Annotated in this window: 21 protein-coding genes and 1 tRNA gene; 16 read left to right on the forward strand and 6 right to left on the reverse strand. The window is 55.8% G+C overall.

Translation table 11 applies throughout. The features are described from left to right. Positions 1-84 precede the first annotated feature (84 nt). On the forward strand, positions 85-414 hold the full coding sequence (trxA, locus tag KJ653_08200) for a thioredoxin (protein ID MBU0685810.1): 330 nt from the start codon (positions 85-87) through the stop codon (positions 412-414). Between the two features lie 7 nt (positions 415-421). Here trxA and KJ653_08205 read toward each other — a convergent pair whose 3' ends face one another. Both KJ653_08205 and purD read right to left on the reverse strand, forming a co-directional pair. Then, a complete protein-coding gene (locus KJ653_08205; GenBank protein MBU0685811.1) occupies positions 422-1,039 on the reverse strand; it encodes a translin family protein in 618 nt (205 codons plus the stop codon). Beyond that, positions 1,036-2,367, reverse strand: coding sequence for a phosphoribosylamine--glycine ligase (gene purD / locus KJ653_08210; protein ID MBU0685812.1), 1,332 nt, complete (start codon positions 2,365-2,367; stop codon positions 1,036-1,038). Before purD ends, KJ653_08205 begins: the two co-directional genes overlap by 4 nt. A gap of 128 nt (positions 2,368-2,495) precedes the next feature. On the opposite strand from purD, the gene gatD reads away from it, so the two are divergent. Both gatD and gatE read left to right on the forward strand, forming a co-directional pair. Beyond that, positions 2,496-3,785, forward strand: a complete 1,290-nt coding sequence (gene gatD / locus KJ653_08215) for a Glu-tRNA(Gln) amidotransferase subunit GatD (protein ID MBU0685813.1) — start codon at positions 2,496-2,498, stop codon at positions 3,783-3,785. 1 nt (position 3,786) lies between these two features. Beyond that, a complete protein-coding gene (gene gatE / locus KJ653_08220; GenBank protein MBU0685814.1) occupies positions 3,787-5,658 on the forward strand; it encodes a Glu-tRNA(Gln) amidotransferase subunit GatE in 1,872 nt (623 codons plus the stop codon). A 208-nt stretch (positions 5,659-5,866) separates the two neighbouring features. Here the strand turns inward: gatE and KJ653_08225 are convergent, their stop codons facing one another. Then, on the reverse strand, positions 5,867-6,457 hold the full coding sequence (locus KJ653_08225) for a methyltransferase (protein ID MBU0685815.1): 591 nt from the start codon (positions 6,455-6,457) through the stop codon (positions 5,867-5,869). A gap of 95 nt (positions 6,458-6,552) precedes the next feature. Here KJ653_08225 and KJ653_08230 point away from each other — a divergent pair, with 95 nt between their 5' ends. Genes KJ653_08230 through KJ653_08245 form a run of 4 tightly spaced genes read left to right on the forward strand, consistent with a single transcriptional unit; the run spans position 6,553 to position 9,330 of the window. Then, positions 6,553-7,410 (forward strand): rhomboid family intramembrane serine protease, encoded by an 858-nt coding sequence (locus tag KJ653_08230; GenBank protein MBU0685816.1) that lies wholly within the window; start codon positions 6,553-6,555, stop codon positions 7,408-7,410. Further along, complete coding sequence (locus KJ653_08235; protein ID MBU0685817.1) at positions 7,407-7,994, forward strand: MBL fold metallo-hydrolase; 588 nt, start codon at positions 7,407-7,409, stop codon at positions 7,992-7,994. Before KJ653_08230 ends, KJ653_08235 begins: the two co-directional genes overlap by 4 nt. A 27-nt stretch (positions 7,995-8,021) precedes the next feature. Continuing rightward, complete coding sequence (locus KJ653_08240) at positions 8,022-8,624, forward strand: hypothetical protein (GenBank protein MBU0685818.1); 603 nt, start codon at positions 8,022-8,024, stop codon at positions 8,622-8,624. Between the two features lie 52 nt (positions 8,625-8,676). Then, positions 8,677-9,330, forward strand: coding sequence for a protein-L-isoaspartate O-methyltransferase (locus KJ653_08245; GenBank protein ID MBU0685819.1), 654 nt, complete (start codon positions 8,677-8,679; stop codon positions 9,328-9,330). Position 9,331: 1 nt separating this feature from the next. On the opposite strand, the gene KJ653_08250 is transcribed toward KJ653_08245, so the two are convergent. Then, positions 9,332-9,973 (reverse strand): HAD-IB family phosphatase, encoded by a 642-nt coding sequence (locus KJ653_08250; protein ID MBU0685820.1) that lies wholly within the window; start codon positions 9,971-9,973, stop codon positions 9,332-9,334. 54 nt (positions 9,974-10,027) lie between these two features. Between KJ653_08250 and KJ653_08255 the strand changes: the two genes are divergently transcribed. From KJ653_08255 to KJ653_08285, 7 genes are all read left to right on the forward strand, one after another. Continuing rightward, entirely contained in the window at positions 10,028-10,729 is a 702-nt protein-coding gene (locus KJ653_08255; protein ID MBU0685821.1) for a TraB/GumN family protein, read from the forward strand. 51 nt (positions 10,730-10,780) lie between these two features. Continuing rightward, positions 10,781-11,497: an FAD-dependent thymidylate synthase gene (gene thyX, locus KJ653_08260; GenBank protein ID MBU0685822.1), complete on the forward strand. Its 717-nt coding sequence runs from the start codon at positions 10,781-10,783 to the stop codon at positions 11,495-11,497. Positions 11,498-11,616: 119 nt separating this feature from the next. Further along, positions 11,617-11,808, forward strand: a complete 192-nt coding sequence (locus KJ653_08265; protein ID MBU0685823.1) for a 30S ribosomal protein S17e — start codon at positions 11,617-11,619, stop codon at positions 11,806-11,808. A gap of 85 nt (positions 11,809-11,893) precedes the next feature. Continuing rightward, a complete protein-coding gene (locus KJ653_08270; GenBank protein ID MBU0685824.1) occupies positions 11,894-12,874 on the forward strand; it encodes an ATP-binding cassette domain-containing protein in 981 nt (326 codons plus the stop codon). Beyond that, on the forward strand, positions 12,871-13,695 hold the full coding sequence (locus KJ653_08275) for an ABC transporter permease (GenBank protein MBU0685825.1): 825 nt from the start codon (positions 12,871-12,873) through the stop codon (positions 13,693-13,695). Before KJ653_08270 ends, KJ653_08275 begins: the two co-directional genes overlap by 4 nt. Next, complete coding sequence (locus KJ653_08280; protein ID MBU0685826.1) at positions 13,686-14,549, forward strand: ABC transporter permease; 864 nt, start codon at positions 13,686-13,688, stop codon at positions 14,547-14,549. The genes KJ653_08275 and KJ653_08280 overlap by 10 nt, the downstream gene beginning before the upstream one ends. 70 nt (positions 14,550-14,619) lie before the next feature. Continuing rightward, positions 14,620-14,693: transfer RNA gene (locus tag KJ653_08285), tRNA-Arg, on the forward strand. A gap of 95 nt (positions 14,694-14,788) precedes the next feature. Here KJ653_08285 and KJ653_08290 read toward each other — a convergent pair. Next, positions 14,789-16,222, reverse strand: a complete 1,434-nt coding sequence (locus KJ653_08290; GenBank protein ID MBU0685827.1) for a trimethylamine methyltransferase family protein — start codon at positions 16,220-16,222, stop codon at positions 14,789-14,791. Between the two features lie 177 nt (positions 16,223-16,399). Continuing rightward, a complete protein-coding gene (locus KJ653_08295) occupies positions 16,400-17,827 on the reverse strand; it encodes a trimethylamine methyltransferase family protein (GenBank protein ID MBU0685828.1) in 1,428 nt (475 codons plus the stop codon). A gap of 142 nt (positions 17,828-17,969) precedes the next feature. Here KJ653_08295 and KJ653_08300 point away from each other — a divergent pair, with 142 nt between their 5' ends. Beyond that, complete coding sequence (locus tag KJ653_08300; protein ID MBU0685829.1) at positions 17,970-19,136, forward strand: (Fe-S)-binding protein; 1,167 nt, start codon at positions 17,970-17,972, stop codon at positions 19,134-19,136. Beyond that, positions 19,133-20,068 (forward strand): FAD-binding oxidoreductase (locus KJ653_08305; GenBank protein MBU0685830.1); only part of this gene is annotated, 936 nt, incomplete at its 3' end. The genes KJ653_08300 and KJ653_08305, both read left to right, overlap by 4 nt.

A 20,068-nucleotide genomic window follows, 5' to 3' on the forward strand; every position in this document is an offset into this window, starting at 1 on the left:
CAAACCGCTCCGCATGTCACCTGCATTCTTTTGGCATAATATCATATACAGAGGCGACTTTACTTCGCCAACCAAAATGGAGCGATGACCTTGTCAGAAGGTATACTTGAGATAAACGACTCGAACTTCGAAGCCACCGTGAAGTCATCCGCAAAGTTGGTTGTAGATTGCTGGGCACCCTGGTGCGGCCCATGCAAGATGCTGGCGCCAACGTTCGCTGCGCTCGCGAAGGACTACAATGGAAAGGTGGCTTTTGCGAAGCTCGATACGGACGAGAGCCCGAAGACCGCGATGGCGCTCGGGATTCACAGCATCCCGACCCTGATATTCTTCAAGGACGGGAAACAGATCGATACACTGACCGGGGCTCACCCGAGGGCCAACATCGAGGCAGTGCTCAAGAAGCATTTCTAGCGCCACATCAGGCCTTCTTCAGGACCTCTTCGATCTTCTCATGCAGGTTCCTAGCGCTCGCGGCGACGGCCACCTCGCCTCTGGTCTTCTCCAAGAGGCTCCTGGCGACGTCCTGCTTGTGCCGCAGAGGGACTATCGCCTCGGGGTAGTCGAACCTCATGATGGCCGTGAACACGTCCTCCATGAGCTCGAGGAAGTGATTCGCCCGGGCTATCTTCCCAACCTTCAGCTCATCTAGGCAGAACCTCCTTAGCTCGCCGACGCTGTCGCCTAGCCCGAGAAGGTACGGAACGCTGCCGATGCCCAGATCCTTGGGGGACGGAACATCCGCCTTGTCAAGGATGGATATGATGATCCCCACCTCCGAGTATTCCTGGAATGCACTCTCGACATATCCGGCATGCGCAAGCCCCGGATGTTCAGCAAGAAGGCTGGACAACCTCGAAACCTCGTCTTTGAGTTCGTCCAACTGGACCTTTGTGTCTTCACTGCGGTGGATCCCTCTCAGTATGTTCCCGGATAGTCGGACGACAGCTCTGGACGATTTGAGAGCGACCTCCCTTATCTGGTCCTTCTCGTCGAGCTCCGTTTCGATCTCTGATGTAACTTTCTCGAGGTTCTTCAAACGCGTCCGCTCCTGATGTTCTGCATCCTTGCGACCTTGGCATCGAGCATGGCCTTCTTCGCGATGTCGTGTCTGACATGTATCCTTCCGCTGATGTGACCTAATGCCTTCTCAGCGATCTGATCCGCCTGTTCTATTGAATCGGCGATACCAACTACCCCGACGGATCTGGAGGTCGTTGTGAATATCTTTCCATCCTTCTCGTTCACGCTCGCGTAATAGAGCAATGCGCCCTCATTGGCGATCGCGTTCTCATCGACCTTGATCTCCTCGCCGGCCAATGACTTGGTGCCATAGCCCTCGGGGACCACGTATTTGCACACAGACGCCTTCTTCTGGAACTCAGCGTGGCTCCTTGAGATCCCACCCTCAGCCATCTTGAAGCATATCTGAGTGAAATCGCTGCTGAGAAGCGAGAGGACGTTCATTGCCTCCGGGTCTCCGAACCGCGCGTTGAATTCGATGACCTTTGGCCCGTCCTTCGTTAGCATGAACTGGCCGTAAAGTGCCCCGTGGTACTCCGCACCCTCCTTCCTGAGGGCGTTCACGACCTGTTCCATGATCTCGACGGCGCTGTCGTACTCCTTCCTTGTCAGGAATGGAAGGAGTCCGTCGTTCTGGGAGTACGAACCCATTCCCCCTGTGTTCGGACCTTTGTCGCCCTCGTACGCCCTCTTATGGTCTTGAACAGCTGGCATAGGAACGACCCTCCTTCCGTCGCAAAACGCCTGGATGGTCAACTCCTCCCCCACAAGCTTCTCCTCGAGCACTATCTGAGATGATCCGCCAATCCTCTTTGTGAATATCTCATCCGCATAGGCAATGACATCCTGCTTCGTCATGAGGTGTTCTCCGACTACCTTGACGCCTTTCCCGCCCGTGAGACCCGTCGGTTTGACGACGACGTTCATACCCATTCTGTCAAGCGCGAGTTTCAAGTCCCTAGTGTTGTCGACGATCGCGAACTGTATGGACCCTTTCACTTTGTGCTCGGAGAGAAGTTTCCTCATGAAGCTCTTCGAGGTCTCTATCTGAGCCGCCGCCTTTGAGGGGCTGGCAGTCGGCACTCCGGCAGACCTGAGAGCATCGACTAGCCCAACCTCAAGAGGCGCTTCAGGTCCTACTACTGCAAGTTCTACGTCCCTTGTCTTGGCGAACTCGACGATTTTGCGGGTGTCGCTCTCGTCCACCAGAATGTGTGCCTTCGCGGCTTTCGCTATCCCCGGGTTGTTGTTCTTCAAGCATGCGAAAACATCGGCCCCTGAGCGTGCGAGAGCCGCAACAATCGCGTGCTCCCTCGCCCCTCCCCCGACAGCCAGGACTCTCATCGTATGCGACCAGCCGGTGCATCAGGTTTGTGTCTTAATACATTGTCTGTCTTGTCATATTGCTATCAGGATCGCGTCAAGGGACCGTCCAGCGAATGATTTTAAACGAATAACCCTATCTACTGCCAATGAAGTACGCTGGCCTCGTTGGCAAGCTTTTGGATGGAGCAGGTGCCGAGCTGGGCGACGTCATCGAGGTCCGAAGAGGCAAGGATTTCAGCACGGGCATACTGATGCCTCACCACGATTTCAGCGCACCGTTCATTCTTACTATGAAGCTGGGCAATGGATACAACGTCGGCATACACGTCGACGAGGACACCAATATCAATTTGGTCTCGAAGCGGGAGTCGAAGGACCATAAGAAGGTGATACTTCCCCAGGACTCGTCTAAGAAGGACATCGCTGTCATAAGCACTGGAGGCACGATTGCGTCTTATGTCGATTACAGAACGGGCGCGGTTCACCCGGCGATATCCGCAGAGGAGCTCATCTTCTCGGTTCCCGAGCTATTGGACATGTGCAATGTGCGCGCGAAGGTCCTCTACTCGATACTGAGCGAGAACATGAAGGTCAGCCATTGGCAGGGCCTGGCGAGAGCGGTCGCTGACGAACTAAACTCAGGCGCTGTCGGGGTCATCATTCCCCACGGGACGGACACCCTTGGATTCACCTCGGCGGCACTGTCCTTCATGCTCCGGAACCTGCCAGGACCTGTCGTATGCGTCGGGTCCCAGAGGTCCTCGGACCGTCCCTCATCAGACGCCATAATGAATCTCCTGGCGGCCACGAGGATATGCGTCGAAAGCGATCTCGGAGAGGTCGTCGTTCTCATGCACGGTGAATCCTCCGACTCCTACACGTTGGCACACAGAGGCACGAAGGTCCGGAAGATGCACTCTTCCAGGCGGGACGCTTTCAAGAGCATAAATGCGGACCCCATCGTCAAGGTCGAAGGCCCTGAGATGACCTTCATGACGGAGTACCAGAGGCGCAGCCCAGGCCCTGTCGAGCTCAAGGACAAGATCGATGGCCGGGCCAGCATGCTTCACTTCTATCCAGGGTTCGAGGCTGGACACTTCGACACGATCGCCCAGAACGTCAGAGGCGTCGTGATCGCAGGCACTGGCCTAGGCCATGTCTCCGAGGAGATAGTGGGCTCGATCCAAAGGGCGGTGAAGAGCGGCGTTCATGTGTATGTGACGACTCAATGTCTGCACGGTGCAGTCAACCTCAATGTCTACTCCACAGGACGGGACATGCTTGTCGCAGGTGCGGTCCCCTTGGGCGACATGCTCCCGGAGACGGCCTATGTCAAGCTGATGTGGGCCATGGGTCAGACCGAGGATCCCGAACAGGTGAAGAAGATCATGCTGACGAACATCGCAGGCGAGTTCACATCGAGGAGGCAGGTCTGACTTGGATTTCAAGTCTCTGGGCCTGAAGGTGGGCATAGAGATCCACCAGCAGCTGAACACTGGAAAGCTCTTCTGCGAGTGCCAGACGGAGTTCTCCGACGAACACAACAAGGAGTTCGTTAGGCGTCTCAGGCCCACCCAGAGCGAGATGGGCGAGATAGACAGAGCTGCGCTCGAAGAGTCCGAGAGGAAGCTGCATTTCAGGTACCAGACCGTTCCGTACTCGTGCCTGGTCGAGGCAGATGAGGAGCCGCCGCACGACGCAAACAGACGCGCGATCGAGGCATCTTTGGAGATGTCGTGCCTTCTGGGCATGACCTGCGTCGACGAGGTCCATTTCATGCGGAAGATCGTGATAGACGGGTCGAATACTGGTGGGTTCCAGAGGACGGCACTCATCTCGACGAACGGGAGCTTCGAAGTTGCTGGGAAGAAGATAGGGGCGTCCACCATCTGCCTCGAGGAGGACGCTGCCAGAAGGATGTCCGAACATGGAAGCGAGGTGACGTTCCGGCTTGACAGGCTCGGGATACCATTGGTCGAGATCGCGACTGACCCAGACATGAGCACTCCTGAGGAAGTGCGCATGGTCGCCGAACGGCTGGGCTCTCTCCTCAGAGCAACGAAGAAGGTCCGGCGTGGCATAGGCACGATTCGAGAGGACGTCAACATCTCTATTTCGGGCGGTGCCCGGGTTGAGATCAAGGGTGCCCAAGATCTGAGACTGCTTCATGTCTACGTCGAGGAAGAGGCTAAGAGGCAGCTCGAACTCTTGGAGGTCAAGCGTGTGCTCAGGGAGAGAGGCGCGCGTTCTGTCACTCCGGACATCAGGGACCTGACGGCTCTGTTCAGGCAAACCAAGTGCAAGGTCCTCAGGAACGGACTTGAGGCCAAGGGGAAGATCCTTGCGGTCAAGTTGCCCAAGTTTGCAGGCGTCCTCGGGACGACCGAGAACGGCGTGAAGCGGCTTGGTCCTGAGATGGCGGCGCATGCGCGCGTCGCAGGGGTCAAGGGATTGTTCCACTCTGATGAACTCCCAGGATATGGTGTCACGATCGCAGAAGTCGAGGACATAAGAACCACATTGGGTGTCGAGCCTGACGATGCATTCATGTTGGTGGTAGATGAGGAGGATAAAGCCCGTGCAGCTGTGTTCAAGGCGGTCGAAAGGGCCAATGTCGGCATCGAGGGAGTCCCTGAGGAAACGCGGGATCCGCTCCCTGACGGCCAGACTGTCTACAGCAGGCCTCTGCCGGGGAAGGATAGGATGTACCCCGAGACCGATGTGAGGCCTATCCTGATCGATGGAGCGATTCTCGAGAGCATCAGATTGAACCTGCCCGAGCTTCCGGAGGAGAAGGCTGCTAGGTTCATCAAGGACTTCGGAATAAGCAAGGCGCAGGCGGAGTCGCTTGTGAAGGCAGGATATGAGGACGAGTTCGAGTTGCTCGCCGCCGGTTTCGGGAACCCGCAAGCGGTGGCGAGGATATACATCAATACATTCCCCGAGCTGGAGAAGCTAGGCCTCGATCCGTCTCGACTGAGCCTTGATTTGATGAAGGATGTCCTGGCCAGCCTCAAGACAGGCGCGTTCGCCAAGGAAGCCATCCCGAAGATACTGTCCTCCGTGCTGGAGAACGGTCACACCGTCAGCAGGGCGGTCGAAACGCTCGGCGTCGAGACCATAGACACTGAGTTGGTCCGCGAGGTCTGCGATAGGATCGTGAAGGAGCGAGAGAAGTACATTCGAGAACGCGGGGAGAGCAGCCTCGCCCCTCTGATGGGCATCGTGATGAAGGAGCTGCGCGGAAAAGTGGACGGGAAGGTCATCAGCGAGATTTTGCGCGAGAGGATCGAACGCCTCCTGAAGTAGTGGGTTTATCGCTGATCATCATCAGGAAGCTCTTACAGTACTCGATCGCTGCGCCGGGATCTTTGCCATTGTATCTCAAGAAGCTCCGGCAGAGTTCGTCCAGGTCGCTGGGGTCGTTGTACTTCCTTGGTCTGTCCTTCGGCACTGGGTCACTCTCAAAGTCGGGAATCCACAATTGGGAATTGCCCTAATAATACTTGTCGCCACGTTATTTGGTCGAGATTGTCTTGAGCCGGAACCTGTAGGCGTAAATCGATTCGAAGAACATGTGCTGTTCTTCGAGCATCTCGGAATCGTATCTCTCCCTCGCCGATTTCAGAACCGACATGAGCCCGCCCACGGACGATAGGATCATGAATATTCTGCCTCCGGGAGATAGATGCTTCCATGCATCGTTGAGGAACTGGACCGCGGTCTCACATCCTTCGTCCCCACCGGACCATGCTCTCTCGATCCAGCTGGTCGAGGTGGTGGCGCCGGGAAGATACGGTGGGTTGAAGACGATCACGTCATAGTTACCCTGGACCTTTTCGAACAGGTCACTCTTGAATGTATCTATCCTGACAGAGTTCTTGGCGGCATTTCTCTTGGTGCACTCAACAGCGTGAGGGTTGACATCAGCGGCGGTTACTATCGCGCCTAGCTTCGCAGCATGTATCGAGAGCAAGCCCGTGCCTGGACCCATCTCCAGAAATCTTTCCTCCTGGCTCACGTCGACCACCTTTAAGAGGAGGTACGAATCATCGCTCGGGTTGTAGACCTCAGGCCCGACCTCGATCTCGATGGATGTGTCCAGCATCACGGATGGGCATAGGCGCCGAAGCAGGCTTAAGGTTTTACTATACGTAGGTAATCACTGCAGAGCTAGCGCTGAGAAAGGAACCGGGTTAAGTCATGGATGTCTGGGTAGCCGTAGTCTTGATTGCGATAGCCGTCAGCACAGCCTACTCTGCGTGGAGACAGACCAGTTTCTCGATAATCGTGAGCGCGGCCTGCATGTTCGTGTTCATGGTCGAACTGATAGCTGACCAGATCACGACCGGTGGAATCTTGTCAGAGATTGGGTTCATGCCAACGGACCTCACGCATCCAGCTTATCTCTACACTTTGTTGACTTCGATGTACGCTCACGCTAGCTTCCAGCACATCCTTTGGAACGTCATCGGGCTCGTATTCATCGGAATGATATTCGAACAGAGGATAGGCGTTCGTCCTTTCATCTTGCTCTATTTCCTAAGCGGTCTTGTTGGCACCCTGGTGTTCGCTGCATTGCATTGGAATAGCGCCGCCCTGGTGGTTGGTGCCTCGGGAGCCATCAGTGGGGTCCTTGGCGGTTCTGCCAGGCTGTTCCCGAACGAGCGGATTTCATTATTCTTCCTGCCTCCTATGTCGGTCTGGGGCATTGTGGGAATATTCGTGCTAATCCAGATACTGATAGTCCTTACATCGTCGCACATCGCATTCGAAGCTCATCTTGGCGGCTTGGCCGCTGGTATTCTGCTCGCTCCCTTCATCAAGAAGATCCCTCTGCAAGACAGAGCGAAGAAGATGATAGCACCGCCTTCCCTCCGTAGACTCGCCACCACTCCCGAATTGGAATCGCTACTTCAAAGAATAGAGAAGGAAGAGGTGCCTGATGTCAAGAGCGCTTGGATAGAGCATTTCCTTTCAAAGGCGAAGTGTCCTCATTGCGGATCGCCCCTTAAGACCACGAAGGAGGCCATTGTATGCGAGAAGGGACATCTCATATGAGTGACACGCGTGCACGCGTGGTGGTCGTGCGCGAGGGGTTCATCGTCCGCGAAGGTCCGGAGATTAAGGATGCGTCCTCAAGCGTCTCGTTGGTTGAGAGCGGTGGGCAGCGCCTGATCGTCGATACAGGGTCGCCGCGTGACTGCACCGCTCTTCGATCGGCCCTTGGCGATTTAGGGGTGCCGATTGACAGCATAAAGCATCTTGTCAACACCCACCTGCACATTGACCATGTCGGATGCAACTACTTGTTCAGAAACGCAAGGACCTATGCGCATGCGCTGGAATCTCCGCCTGTCGGTACGGTCAAGATAACCGAATCACTCGCGGTCCTGCCAGGGGTCACAATCATTCCGACCCCCGGCCACTCGTACGGCAGCATAACGGTCCTCGTGGACGGCCCGAAGCGGTATGCTATGTGTGGTGACGCAATCCCCACGCGGGAGAACTATCAGAAACATGTCCCCCCGTTCATCAATGTGGATCCCAAGCTGGCGTTGAAGAGCATGGACGCGATCACCAGTTACGCAGATGTCATCGTTCCGGGCCATGGCGCCCCTTTCTATGTCGTTAGAAAGAAGTAAGACGCACTAGTGCAATCCCTTGGTGTCATGACCGTCCCAACGTCTATTCTCGTAGAATGCCCAATCTGCCGGAAGGAAACGATGCACGAAGTGCTCTCTGGGAAGCTAGGAGGTAAGACTCAGACAGTCCTGGATTCGACAGTTCGATGCAGAGAGTGCGGACAGGTCCACCACGCTATCATGAAGGCAGAAAAGCCAATCGCATTGCCGGTCATCATCAGCTGGCTCGAGAAGTCTGAGAGGTCCTCTATCATCCTTGGTCCCGATGAGGCCCTTTCAGTAGACGACGAGGTGATGTGCGGAGATAACCCTGTGCTCGTGACATCGATAGAGTCTAATGGCGCTCGCGTGAGCAAGGCCAAGGCAAGAGAAATACAGACTGTTTGGGGGAAGAAGTTCGACAAGGTAAGAGTCCCTGTTTCCGTCAGCCATCTCGGCAAGAGCTATCCCGAGCACATCCTTGCTGTCCCAGATGAGGAATTCTTCATAGGCGACATACTCGAAGTCGGAAAGCGCGAGGTCGTGATCCATGCTATCAAGATCAAGGACAAGTCTCTCAGGACTGGTGGAGCTGCCGCGAGGGACATAGTCAGGGTGTACGCGAGCATCGTCAGAAGGACTTCTACCTGAGCGTACAAGTCCGCCATCAAGCTTTAGGATGGTGGAGAACATGTCCTGGTCGATGTCTGATCTCGAGGAGGAGCGCAACTGGCTGGTCGACAACCTGGTCAGACGAGGATACGTTACCAGTGAGGCTGTCGAGAGGGCGATGAGACGCGTTCCCAGGGAGGAGTTCCTGCCCCAGGTCATCAGGAGTGAGGCGTACGTTGATAGTCCGCTGCCGATAGGCGAAGGCCAGACCATATCCGCTCCGCACATGGTTGCCATTATGGCCGAGCAGCTGGACCTGAGCCCTGGGCATAAGATCCTCGAAATAGGTGCGGGTTCGGGATATCACGCAGCTGTATGCGCAGAGCTCATCGCCCCTGACGGTCATGTCTACACTATCGAGAGGATAGCATCTTTGGCGACCTTTGCCGAGGATAACCTGAAGAGGACTGGATATGGCGACCTGGTGACAGTCATTTTCGGCGATGGCACGAAGGGGCTCGCCGACAAGGCACCCTTTGACAGGATATTCGTGGCTGCTGGAGCGCCAGACATCCCCGCCCCGCTGACCGACCAGCTCGCAGACGGCGGCAAGCTGCTCGTGCCAGTCGGTGGACGCTATTACCAGGATCTCATCAAGGTGGAACGGAAGGGTAAGAAGCTTATCAAAGAGAACATGGGCGGCTGCGTATTTGTGCCTTTGATAGGCGAGTACGGCTACAGATGATTCAGGGCCGAATGAACTGGAGAATCATCGACAGATCTTTCTGTTGGACTACCACCTGAGCACTGGTCCTCACGAAGTCGTCTGATGGCTGGAACGCGATCCCCAAGCCAGCCCTCCTGAACATGGAAACATCGTATCTCGAGTTCCCAACTGCCACAACGTCCTTCGTCTGGACCTTCATGGTATTCGCCACCTCGGTGACTGCATCTCCCTTGTCCATCAGCTTCACTCTGAGTATGCCTTCGCCTGAGAGCCTGCCAGCCCCGTCCTTGACGAGTCCGTTCGCGAGCTGGGCGTCGACTCCGAGCTCCTTTGAGATCCTCTCAGCGAGCAGGTCGATACCTGCAGAGACTATAGCCGTCCCGATGCCTATCCTCTTCAACTCTCGAATGGTTCTGTGCGCTCCAGGCATTATCGGCACATCGTTCAAGATCTCTCTGATGCAAGCCTCGGTGACATCTGGCTCCGTTTTCTTCCAGAGGTCGATGTCCCTTCGGATGAATTCCAGGTCGTCTATCTCTCCCCTCAGGTAGGCGTAGAGCGAATGGTCGTTGTTGACCCCGAAATGCTTGTGAACGTGGACCCATGAGCTCTCAGTGTCCGCGAGAACGCCGTCCATGTCAAACACTACCAGCCTAGCCACGACCTTCGGATGGCACAAGGCTTATTAAAAGCATGCCGTCATGGTGGTGGTCTAATGATAACACTCATAGGCGTCGGCCACGTGTTTGCCATCTCCGAGAACGTTAAGGAGATAATCCGCTCGAAGCGTCCGGAGGTCGTGTGCCTCGAGCTGGATCCCGCACGATACAATGCGCTGGTCCAGAAAGAGCATACGGGCGCCGCGCCTCTTCAATACAAGTTGCTCGCCTATTTCCAGAGGCGGATGGCGGACAAGTTCGGGACGGAGGTCGGAGACGAGATGATGGCCGCCGTCGGCGCGGCCCAAGAGGTCGGTGCGAGAGTCGCTCTTATCGATCTTGACGCTGGCCGAGTCTTCTCACAGCTTTGGAAGCGCATGTCCATGAAGGAGAGGATCAACCTTCTCTGGGGCGGGTTCGCGGGGCTGTTCGTCTCCAAGAAGGTGGTGGAGAAGGAGATGGACAAATACGAGGGGAACGAGGAGCAGTATCTCGAAACCCTCGGCGAGGGCTTCCCGACGATCAAGGAGGTCCTGATAGACGACAGGAACAAGCACATGGCGCAGCAGCTGTCGTCTCTTGCCGCGCAGCACAAGAACATCATCGCCGTGGTAGGGGATGGACACATCTCAGGCATACTGGCTTCACTTGGGGCGACTGAAGTGGAGACCGTTAGGTTGAAGGACATACGGGCCGGGAAGATTGTGAATCGTGATGCCTCAGAGCACACGACGACATTCTGGTACAACAGCCCCTGAAAAGCATATAGAGTGAGAACGCCCTTTCGAGAAAGCTCAGTTGGTGCACATTTGAAGGTCGTGCTTCTGAACTACACGAAGGTTCCAGACAGGATATGCGCCGCGGCGGCCCAATCATGCTACTCGGAGAAGGGCGCTTCGCAGCTGTTCGACGAGACGACGGACGAGCGTGCGAAGAAGATGATCAAGAAAGTGGTCGGTATGGGCCATCTATCGGTAGTCGAACACGCGTACTTTACATTCAGCGTTGAAGGCGTCTCTCGCTCCATGACCCACCAGCTCGTGAGGCACAGGGTTGCCTCATACTCCCAGCAGAGCCAGAGGTATGTGAGCATGGACAAGGCCGAGTACGTTCTGCCGCCATCGATCCGCGAAGATCCTGAAGCTAGGATGGTGTTCAAGAAATCCATGGACGACTCGTGGAAGGCCTACAGACAGCTAGCGAAGAAGGTCCCGAAGGAGGACGCGAGGTATGTACTCCCGAACGCGTGCAACACGAACATCACTGTGACGATGAATGCTCGCGAGCTCTGGCACTTCTTCAGTCTGAGGTGTTGTCGGAGGGCCCAGTGGGAGATACGCTTGGTCGCATGGAGGATGTTGGCGGAAGCCAAGAAGGCAGCTCCCATTCTGTTCGAGAACGCGGGTCCGGGATGCTTCCGCGGGCCATGTCCTGAGGGCGAATACGCATGTGGTAAACCTTACAAGAAGGGTGAAACGCCATCAGATGATGAGGTACTGGTAGAGAGTCTGAAACCGGTTGCATAAGCCATTCGACCGTCAACAGAGCTTAATCCAGATGGTTCCAGACAGTTCAACTTCCTACCCAACCATCTCCAAAAACCATATATAGGCCCTTCCCCTACCGAGGCTAAACCGGTGAGCCTATGGGCAACATAAGACCGACATACATCAAGAGGGTAGCCATCGAACTGGTCCAGAGATATCCGGAGCAGTTCACCAGTGACTACCAGCACAACAAGATGATGGTGTCTAAGCTCACCGATGTGCGCTACATCTCGATGAGGAACAAGATCGCAGGTTACGTCACGAGATACAGGACGCACTACGAGGCCTAGACAACCTCTGCATTACCTGTTCACTTTTCCGCTTTCAGCCGCAAGAAGATATGTCTATAGATGCGATTCGACCGGTGAGTAACCTATGGAGCCTGCCGTTGAGACCAGATCGCTGACGAGGGTGTTCAACCCGAAAAAGAAGAAAGAGGGCAAATCAGTGCGTGCCCTGGACTCCGTCAACCTCAAGATCGAGAGGGGAGAGCGGTTCGGCCTCCTCGGGCCGAACGGCGCCGGCAAGACCACGCTTCTGAAGATACTCAGCACACTCCTCCTACCGACTTCAGGCAAGGCATTCGTCTCGGGTTTCGATGTAGAGAACGAGTTCGTGGAGGTCCGCAAGAGGATAAACATGGTTTCCGGGGGCGAGATCTCGGGCTACGGCCTTCTGACGGTTCGGGAGAACCTGTGGATGTTCTCGCAGTTCTACGGCATCAAGAGCGCCGTCGCATACGAGCGCATCGACGACATGCTCAGTAAGTTCGGCATGCTCGACAAGAGAACGGAGAAGGTGAGGACGCTATCGACCGGCCAGAGGCAGAAGATGAACGTGATCCGGGGGTTCGTGACCGACCCCGAGATACTCTTCCTCGACGAACCCACGCTCGGTCTGGATGTCAATGCGAGCAGGGTCATAAGGGACTTCATCGTAGACTGGGTCCGCAAGAAGGACAGGGACAAGACGGTCCTCCTCACGACCCACTACATGGCGGAGGCCGACCAGCTATGCGACAGGATCGCGATAATCGACGACGGGAGGATCCTCGCATGCGACACTCCCGAGAATCTCAAGAAGCTGGTGAAGGCGAGCACGACTCTGAAACTCGACGTCACCACGCTGAAGGACAAGCGTGTCCTTGACACCATCCCCGGTATCGAGAAGTTCACTTCGACGGACGATTTGGAGAACAACATCACAAGCCTCAGGTTCGTGCTCAACGACGACTCCGCGGTCTCGGACATCGTATCGGGAGTCATAAGGGGCGGGTCGAAGATACTCGCGCTCAGAAAGACTGAGCCAACGCTTGAGGACGTGTTCATCAAGCTCGTGGGGAAGGGGTTCGAGTGAGTGAGAGCTGGATCATTCAGAACCTCAGAGCGGTGCGCGGTCGGGCATATCCGAGGATCCTGGGCGCGCAGCGAGAGCCGAGCTGGATATTCTTTGATGTGGTTCTGCCGCTTCTAGGGGTCGCCGCCTATGTCTATGTCTACAAGTTCATGAACGCCCCATCCGAATTTGTCGGTTTCGTCATCCTTGGCGGGGCCATGGCGGCCTTCTGGCTCAACATTCTCTGGAGCATGGCGTCGCAGCTTTATTGGGAGAAGGAGACGGGGAACCTGTCTCTGTACCTCATAGCTCCTGTCTCGAGGTTGTCGATCCTAGCGGGCATGGCCGTCGGTGGACTATTTTTCACGACTCTACGCGCGTCCTCCACTCTCATCATCGGCATAGTGGTGTTCAATGTGACGCTCTCGTTGTCAAGCCCGATCATGTTGATCGCAGTCTTCACGGTGACGATGATCGCCCTCTACGGCATGGGCATGATGTTCGCCTCGCTCTACCTGTTGTTCGGCCGCGAAGCCTATCACCTGTCGAGTCTGATGACAGAACCGATATACCTCGCGTCCGGGTTATATTTCCCCGTCAAGGCCCTGGGATATTGGGCCGCTGCCGGTGCGTCGATAATACCGATCACCCTTGGGCTGGACGGTCTGAGGCAGCTGTTTTATCCATCAACCAGCGCGGAGTACGGTTTCCTACCAGTCGAGCTTGAACTGGTCATACTTGCCGGGCTCTCCGTGCTCTTCCTATTTCTGTCCAAGCTGTCGCTCGATTACATGGAGAAGCTGGGAAAGACCACCGGGAGGCTGACCTTGAGATGGCAGTGAGAGGCGACATCAGGACCTTCAAGAACGCTGCCTGGCTCGGCTGGCAGATGGAGGCCAACTGGACCGATCCTTTTCTCTTCGCCACCTATTCGATCGTCAAGCCCATCGCCGGAACTCTCATCCTGGTGTTCATGTACCTCGTGATAACAGACGGGAAGACCGATACCCTGTTCTTCTCCTACATGTACGTCGGCAACGCGTTCTACATGTATGTGGCGGATGTGCTGTTCGGGGTCACGTGGGTGATTCACGACGACCGGGAACATTACATGACCCTGAAGCAGGTCTACATCGCTCCGATAAGCTTCTACATGTACATCTTCGGCAGGGCGGCCATCAAGATAGCCATCACATCGATCGGAGTGCTCCTCACTCTTATCTTCGGCGTGCTAGTCCTAGGGGTGGACATCAACTTCGGGGCTATCGATTGGCCGATTTTCGTCCTCGCGCTCATCCTGGGTCTAGCATGCATATGCATTATGGGCCTGGCGCTCGGCGGAATATCGTTCCTTACAGCGAAGCACGGTCAGGGAATCAACGAGGGGGTTGCGGGCATCTTCTTTGTCCTGGCCGGAGTTATCTTTCCCATCACCATTCTGCCTGGCTGGGCACAGTCGATCTCGAGACTGTTGCCGATCACCTACTGGATGGAGGCGGTCAGACGAGGGCTGGAGCCGGCCGTCATCGCGGGTCTTCCTGGTTCCACAGGCCTCCAGGATTTCAGCAATCTGCAGCTGATGCTCGCATTGTTGTTCTCGACGGTCGCGTTCCTATTCATCTCACATAGCATCTTCAAGTACGCCGACAAGGTGGCGCGCCGAAAGGGCAAGATAGACTGGACGAGCGCGTATTGACCTCAGCTGGTCCATGGTAGTCTTTTTCTACCGATGTCTTCATGGAGGTGTCTGCGCACAAGCCATACAAGCCCGAGTGGGGTAGCTTGGACATCCTAGAAGCCTGCGGAGCTTCGGACCTGGGTTCGAATCCCAGCTCGGGCGCCTGCGCACTCTCCATGGCGGGCCAGATGCCTGTCGGTTCGTTAGCTGCTCCTCGTCGCACCAGATAAGAGAAGGGATTCTGCAGCCCGGAACGCTCAGTGCTTCCTGGAGATGCCTTTGAACAATTCATCCATCCTTCTAGACTCATCCTTGGAGACGACGGGCGCTCTTGCACCCTTCAGGATGCGCTGAGCCTCATCATTCGCTTTCCTCAACAGATCCCCCCTCTTTCCATTGTCAGTCTTTCCGGAGAAGACCGCCCCGGGTTTGGTGGTTGAAATGAATTCCGTCTTGAACCGGGCTAGGGAGTGTCTTTTGCCGAGGAAATTGCCGTCGAGCCCTGCGTCTCTGATGGTCTCGAATGATATGGCCTGGTCATCAGCGCTGAACTCGCGAGAGAAATCGCGGGCTACATCCCAGACCCATGCATCGACTACCAACTGCTCATAGGAGGCTCCTGCTGCCTGATCCACGCCTCCGAATCCGGATCCAAGATCTGAGGGCACAAGCCCCATCATCGACATCGAGGGCACCCCCTCCTGAACTGATGCAAGCGACAGTGAGCTCGACTCCAAGCCTATCCCTGCGACCATCGTCGGCAGACCGTAGTACCTTCCCATCTGACCTGCCCCAGTGCGAAGTAGTTGCGCCTCCAGAGCTCCATAATCAATCGAGCCGGTCACCAAATCTCCTGGCACGGAATCGCTGCTGTAGATCCACGGAGCTCCCTTCTCGGCAGCCTGCGATATGACAAGGCTAGCCAGATTCTCAGCGTTCACTTGAGCAATTGTTCCTGATAGCGTCACGGGCGAAGTGAGGCCCGCGACTGATGCGACCATCGCCACAACGGGCACACCGGCTTTTGCGAATTCCACCTGCGCCTCAGCCAACCCGCCCTCGAATGTCAATGGAGATATCGGACACTCGGTGCCTGAGAATATTGGGTTCTTCTTCAGGTTCTCAGGGCCGTCCGTCAAGATAGATGCAAGGGCTATCATTTCCCGTGCCTCCTCTGCATCCGACGCACCCCCCTGGAAATGTTTCCGTGTGTTCTCTAAGCCAGTCTTGAACTCAGAAATGTTCTTGAGTTCCAGCGGTTGGTCCAGCGCACCCACCATGCCCCATGCGAAGTCCACCTGAGGAAGCGATTCAACAATGACCGTGAAGTTCTGGACATCCTCCAAAGTGGATGGCCTCGTCGCTCCAGTGAGCATTTCCTTGATGTATACACCTTCACCGCCGTTGGATACATGGAGCCTGTTGTGATCCGGGATTCTCATGTCGCCTTTGCCATCTCTGGTAGCGAGCAGGATCGATTTCGGGGCGTGTGCGAGGGCAGATTTCACAAGCTCCTGGGGCACGCGCACCCGTTTCCCATCCTTGGAAAGCATCGAGCCAGAGTCAACAAGCATCTTAGTGACGACGTCGCTGTGCACGACCACCCCGACTTCCTCCAGAACTCTTATGGAAGTGTCGTGGATTCTTCTGATCTCAGTGCTTGTCAGAAACTCCAATCTGCCCTTGGCCATGGTCAATCCCTCGTTTGCTGTATCGTAGAAGCGGTTCGTGTGAAAGTACTTTTTGTTGTAAGAGGGGTCAGAGGCCGCAGTAGACGTGCGCCTAGGTCGGTGAGATGATTGAGGGACATTCGGCTGGAGCGTCGGAGCTTGAACCACTCCTATCCGTACAGCTGAAGGCTCGGAGGCCTACTTCTCGCGCCCATTCTTGGCATCCTGGAGAATCTTATCGATGTCCCTTTTCTGCTCCCTCTCGAGTGGGGGCACATCGTGTTCTTTGAGTATTACTGCTACTCGTTCCTTCGCCCTCGCGCGCATGTCCTTCGCCCCGAGCTTGAGCCAGTTGTCATAGATGTTCCTGTCAGAGAGCACTGGCCTCCAGATATCCTTCTTCGTGTGCTCCAATGTGTGTCTCGTGCCGATGAACCCGCCTCCCGGACCGATCTTGTCAACCAAGTTCAGGGCGAGGCTCTCGTCATCGACGTCAATCCCCCTCTTGATTCTGAGAAGGGCGCCCGCGACTTCGTCATCAATGACGAGTTGTTCGACGCTGTATGTGGTAGCAGAGCTGAGGACGGCGGGGCCAAATACAATGTCACTTCCTGCCAGGACGGGTGGAAGGCCCGTCATCGTCTTTTCGTACATTGCCTGGTCGCCAGGGAGCTTTGCGTCTGTGCTGATGCCGCCGACCAGACAAGGTATCTGATAATGGTGGGCTAGCTGGACGGCTGCCACGTTGATCAGAGCTCTCTCGGGCGCTCCCAACGCAAGGATTCCAGTCCTCATGTCCATCACGGAGGCGACTGAGCCGTAGATGACTGGGCATCCTGGTGCGAACAGCTGGCAAATGGCTATCCCCGCCAAAACCTCCGCATTAATCAGGGCAAGTTCGCCAGCGAGAGTCACTGGTGCAGTGCCACCGCCCATCGCCATGCTGAGGACGTCGTATGGCATCCCAGCTCTGGCGGATTCGACCATCGCCTCTGTGTTTGCCTTGTCGAATTGGAGCGGGCTTACCGGACATCCTCCCATCGAAACCACAGGGGATTTCCTGAAAGCATCCTCTCCCCCTGCGATCGTGTGAGCGATTCTGATGAAGTGTTTTGTCATTTCGGTTCCCTGGCACTCGTGAGCAACGTGCTTTGTCGTGTTCTCGATGGCCGCGACCGTTTCCTTCAAGAAGTGCAGCTTCCCTTCTGCGTCGTGGGCTACAACTGTTGGGCCGTAGAACGCGATGTTTTCGAGCGCGTCAGCCACTCTTGCGAATTGGCAGATATCAGCGAGCACAGATTGTCTGACTTTGCCCGTCTCGTGATCGAGCACCTTTATGCCAGTTGCGGAGTTAGTGAAGTGAGTGGAACCAGACCCTAGCTCGACAGACCGACGATGGTCTCGCGCGGCCAACATGAACCTGGAAGGTGCGTTCTCAATCGAATTCGTGATGAGTCTCTCCGGAAGCCTAGCGCGTGACTTTCCAAAATCCACGTCTGCTCCACCGTCTTCTAGCTGCTTCAAGGACTGTCTTTCGTAGACAGCGACGCCAGTTCTGCCGAGGATTGCCATCGAAGCGTCATGGATTCTCTGGAGATTCTCCTCGTTCAGCACTTCGAAATGCAAATACAGCCCCTCTCTTCTGTCTTGACATATGCGGTCGAGTAAATCTCTCTTGCTGAGTCCGACATATCCAAACGGTAAAATACGGCTCTCCCAATCACGGTTAGTTTCCTGGAATAGTCGCCAGCAACGGAGTTTGTGCAACATGGATCAGGCGCTATCTGAGATGCTCGAGATATCTGAGAAATGCGCGAGGTGCCGATGCGGATGCTGCAAGGACGAGTGTCCAATGTACTCGGAGATGCTGGAGGAGAGCATATCCCCAAAGGGGAGGAACGTCCTGATCAGAGCGATCTCCGAAGGGGTCCTCCAGCCAGATGAGCGCGCTGTAAGGATCGCCTACTCATGCCTTCTCTGCAGAAGGGACGAGCTGTCCTGCACTGCTAAACTGAAGAACGCCGAGGCGACCGAGACTTTCCGCAAGTACCTTATCGACAAAGGTGTACCGCTACTGCCCGAGCACGACATACTTGCCAAGAGCCTCGAAAACTATGGAAACCCTTGGCAGGAGCCAAAGACCGCCAGAAGACGCTGGGCGAAGGAATTCGCGAGGAGGAGGCTCGTCCCAGGAAAGACAGACACTCTGTTCTATGTCGGATGTACGTTCGCGCTCGACAGGACTCTCCAAGAAAGCCCTAAGGCTCTCGCCCGTTTGATGGACCGAGCAGGAGAGAGCTACGGCCTCCTTCTTGAGGATGAGGTATGCTGCGGTTCGACAGTGAAACGCATAGGCCACTCGAAGCTGTTCGAAAAGCTCCGGAAGGAAAACGAGAATCGCATCAGGAACACGGGGGTGAAGCGAATAGTGACCGCCTGCTCAGGATGCTTCAAGACTCTCAAACAGGACTACCCAGGCTTGGCAAAGGACGTGGAGATACTCCATTCCACTGAATACCTGGCCAGACTTGTCAAGGATGGAAGGCTGAATTTCAAACGGTCGGATGCAAAGGTCACCTACCATGACCCGTGCCATCTCGGCAGACACGCTGAGGTGTACGATGCTCCTAGAGAGCTCCTCAACGCGATTCCCGGTCTGAGGCTGACTGAGATGAAGAACTCGAGGGACCTTTCCCGATGCTGCGGGGGAGGGGCCGGCGTCAAGACGGCGTATCCAGAGATATCCGGCAAGGCCGCGATCAGAAGGCTCAAGGAAGCCGAGAAGTCGGGTGCAGAAATCCTTGCGACTACTTGCCCCTTCTGCGTGCAGACCCTGAAGGAGGCGGCGAAGGCCACTGGTTCGGATATCGAAGTCGTCGAGCTCTCGGTGTTGCTCGATCGTCTTTCCGAACACAAGGAAGTGCACATTGGATGATCGATGCTCTCAAACGTGAGGAGTTGAGAAGCCGGCTCGTGAAGGCCCTTGGGGAACAGAGAGTGCTTTGGAAGGAAGCTGATCTTCTCCCGTACACAAAGGACACCTACAGAATCAGGTTTGATGAAGAGTTCAAGTATCTCCCTGATGCGGTGGTCTTCCCAGATACTACGACCGATGTCCAGAAGGTAGTCCAAATAGCTGCCGAAATCAAGGTGCCGATCATCCCTAAGGGCGGAGGATCAAACCGGACAGGGATGCTGGTCCCCATCCATGGCGGAATCGTTGTAGACACGATAAGGATGAATCGCATAGTCGAAATCAGCGCACCCAACCTCTATGTGACAGTCCAGCCAGGCATCACCCTCAAGGAGCTAGAGGAACGCCTTTTCGAGCATGGTCTCGCACTAAACCAGGAGCAGGGCTCGCTCAGAATCGCCACAGTCGGCGGGTCTATCGCCACCTCCGGATTCAGCAGGAAGCATCAGAAGTACGGAACCATCGCGGACCGGATCATGTCCCTCGAGGTGGTCCTGGCGGATGGAAGCATCCTCCGGACCGGCCCCAAGGTCCTCTACACATCCACTGGTTATCGGCTCCATCAGCTGTTCATAGCCTCTGAGGGGACTCTCGGGATCATAACGGAGGCCACGCTCAGGGTCGAACCGCTGCCCGAGGCCAGGGATGCCATCATGGCTTTCTATGACGATTTCTGGAAATCGATCGAGGTCGCCGAGAGGCTCATGGGCTCTGGCGTCACGTTCGCTGCAAGCGAGGCATTCGAGGTCGAAGACGCTGAGCCATACGGAGGACCGAAGGGTGAGACCTCGATATTCTACGTGCTCCTCGAGGGAACGAAGGGCGAGGTGGAGGCCGAGACCGCCTTCGTCAGCAGGATAATGAAGGAAACGGGCGGCGTGATGTCAAGTCCC

Source organism: Candidatus Thermoplasmatota archaeon, from assembly GCA_018814355.1.
GTDB lineage: Archaea > Thermoplasmatota > Thermoplasmata > UBA10834 > UBA10834 > COMBO-56-21.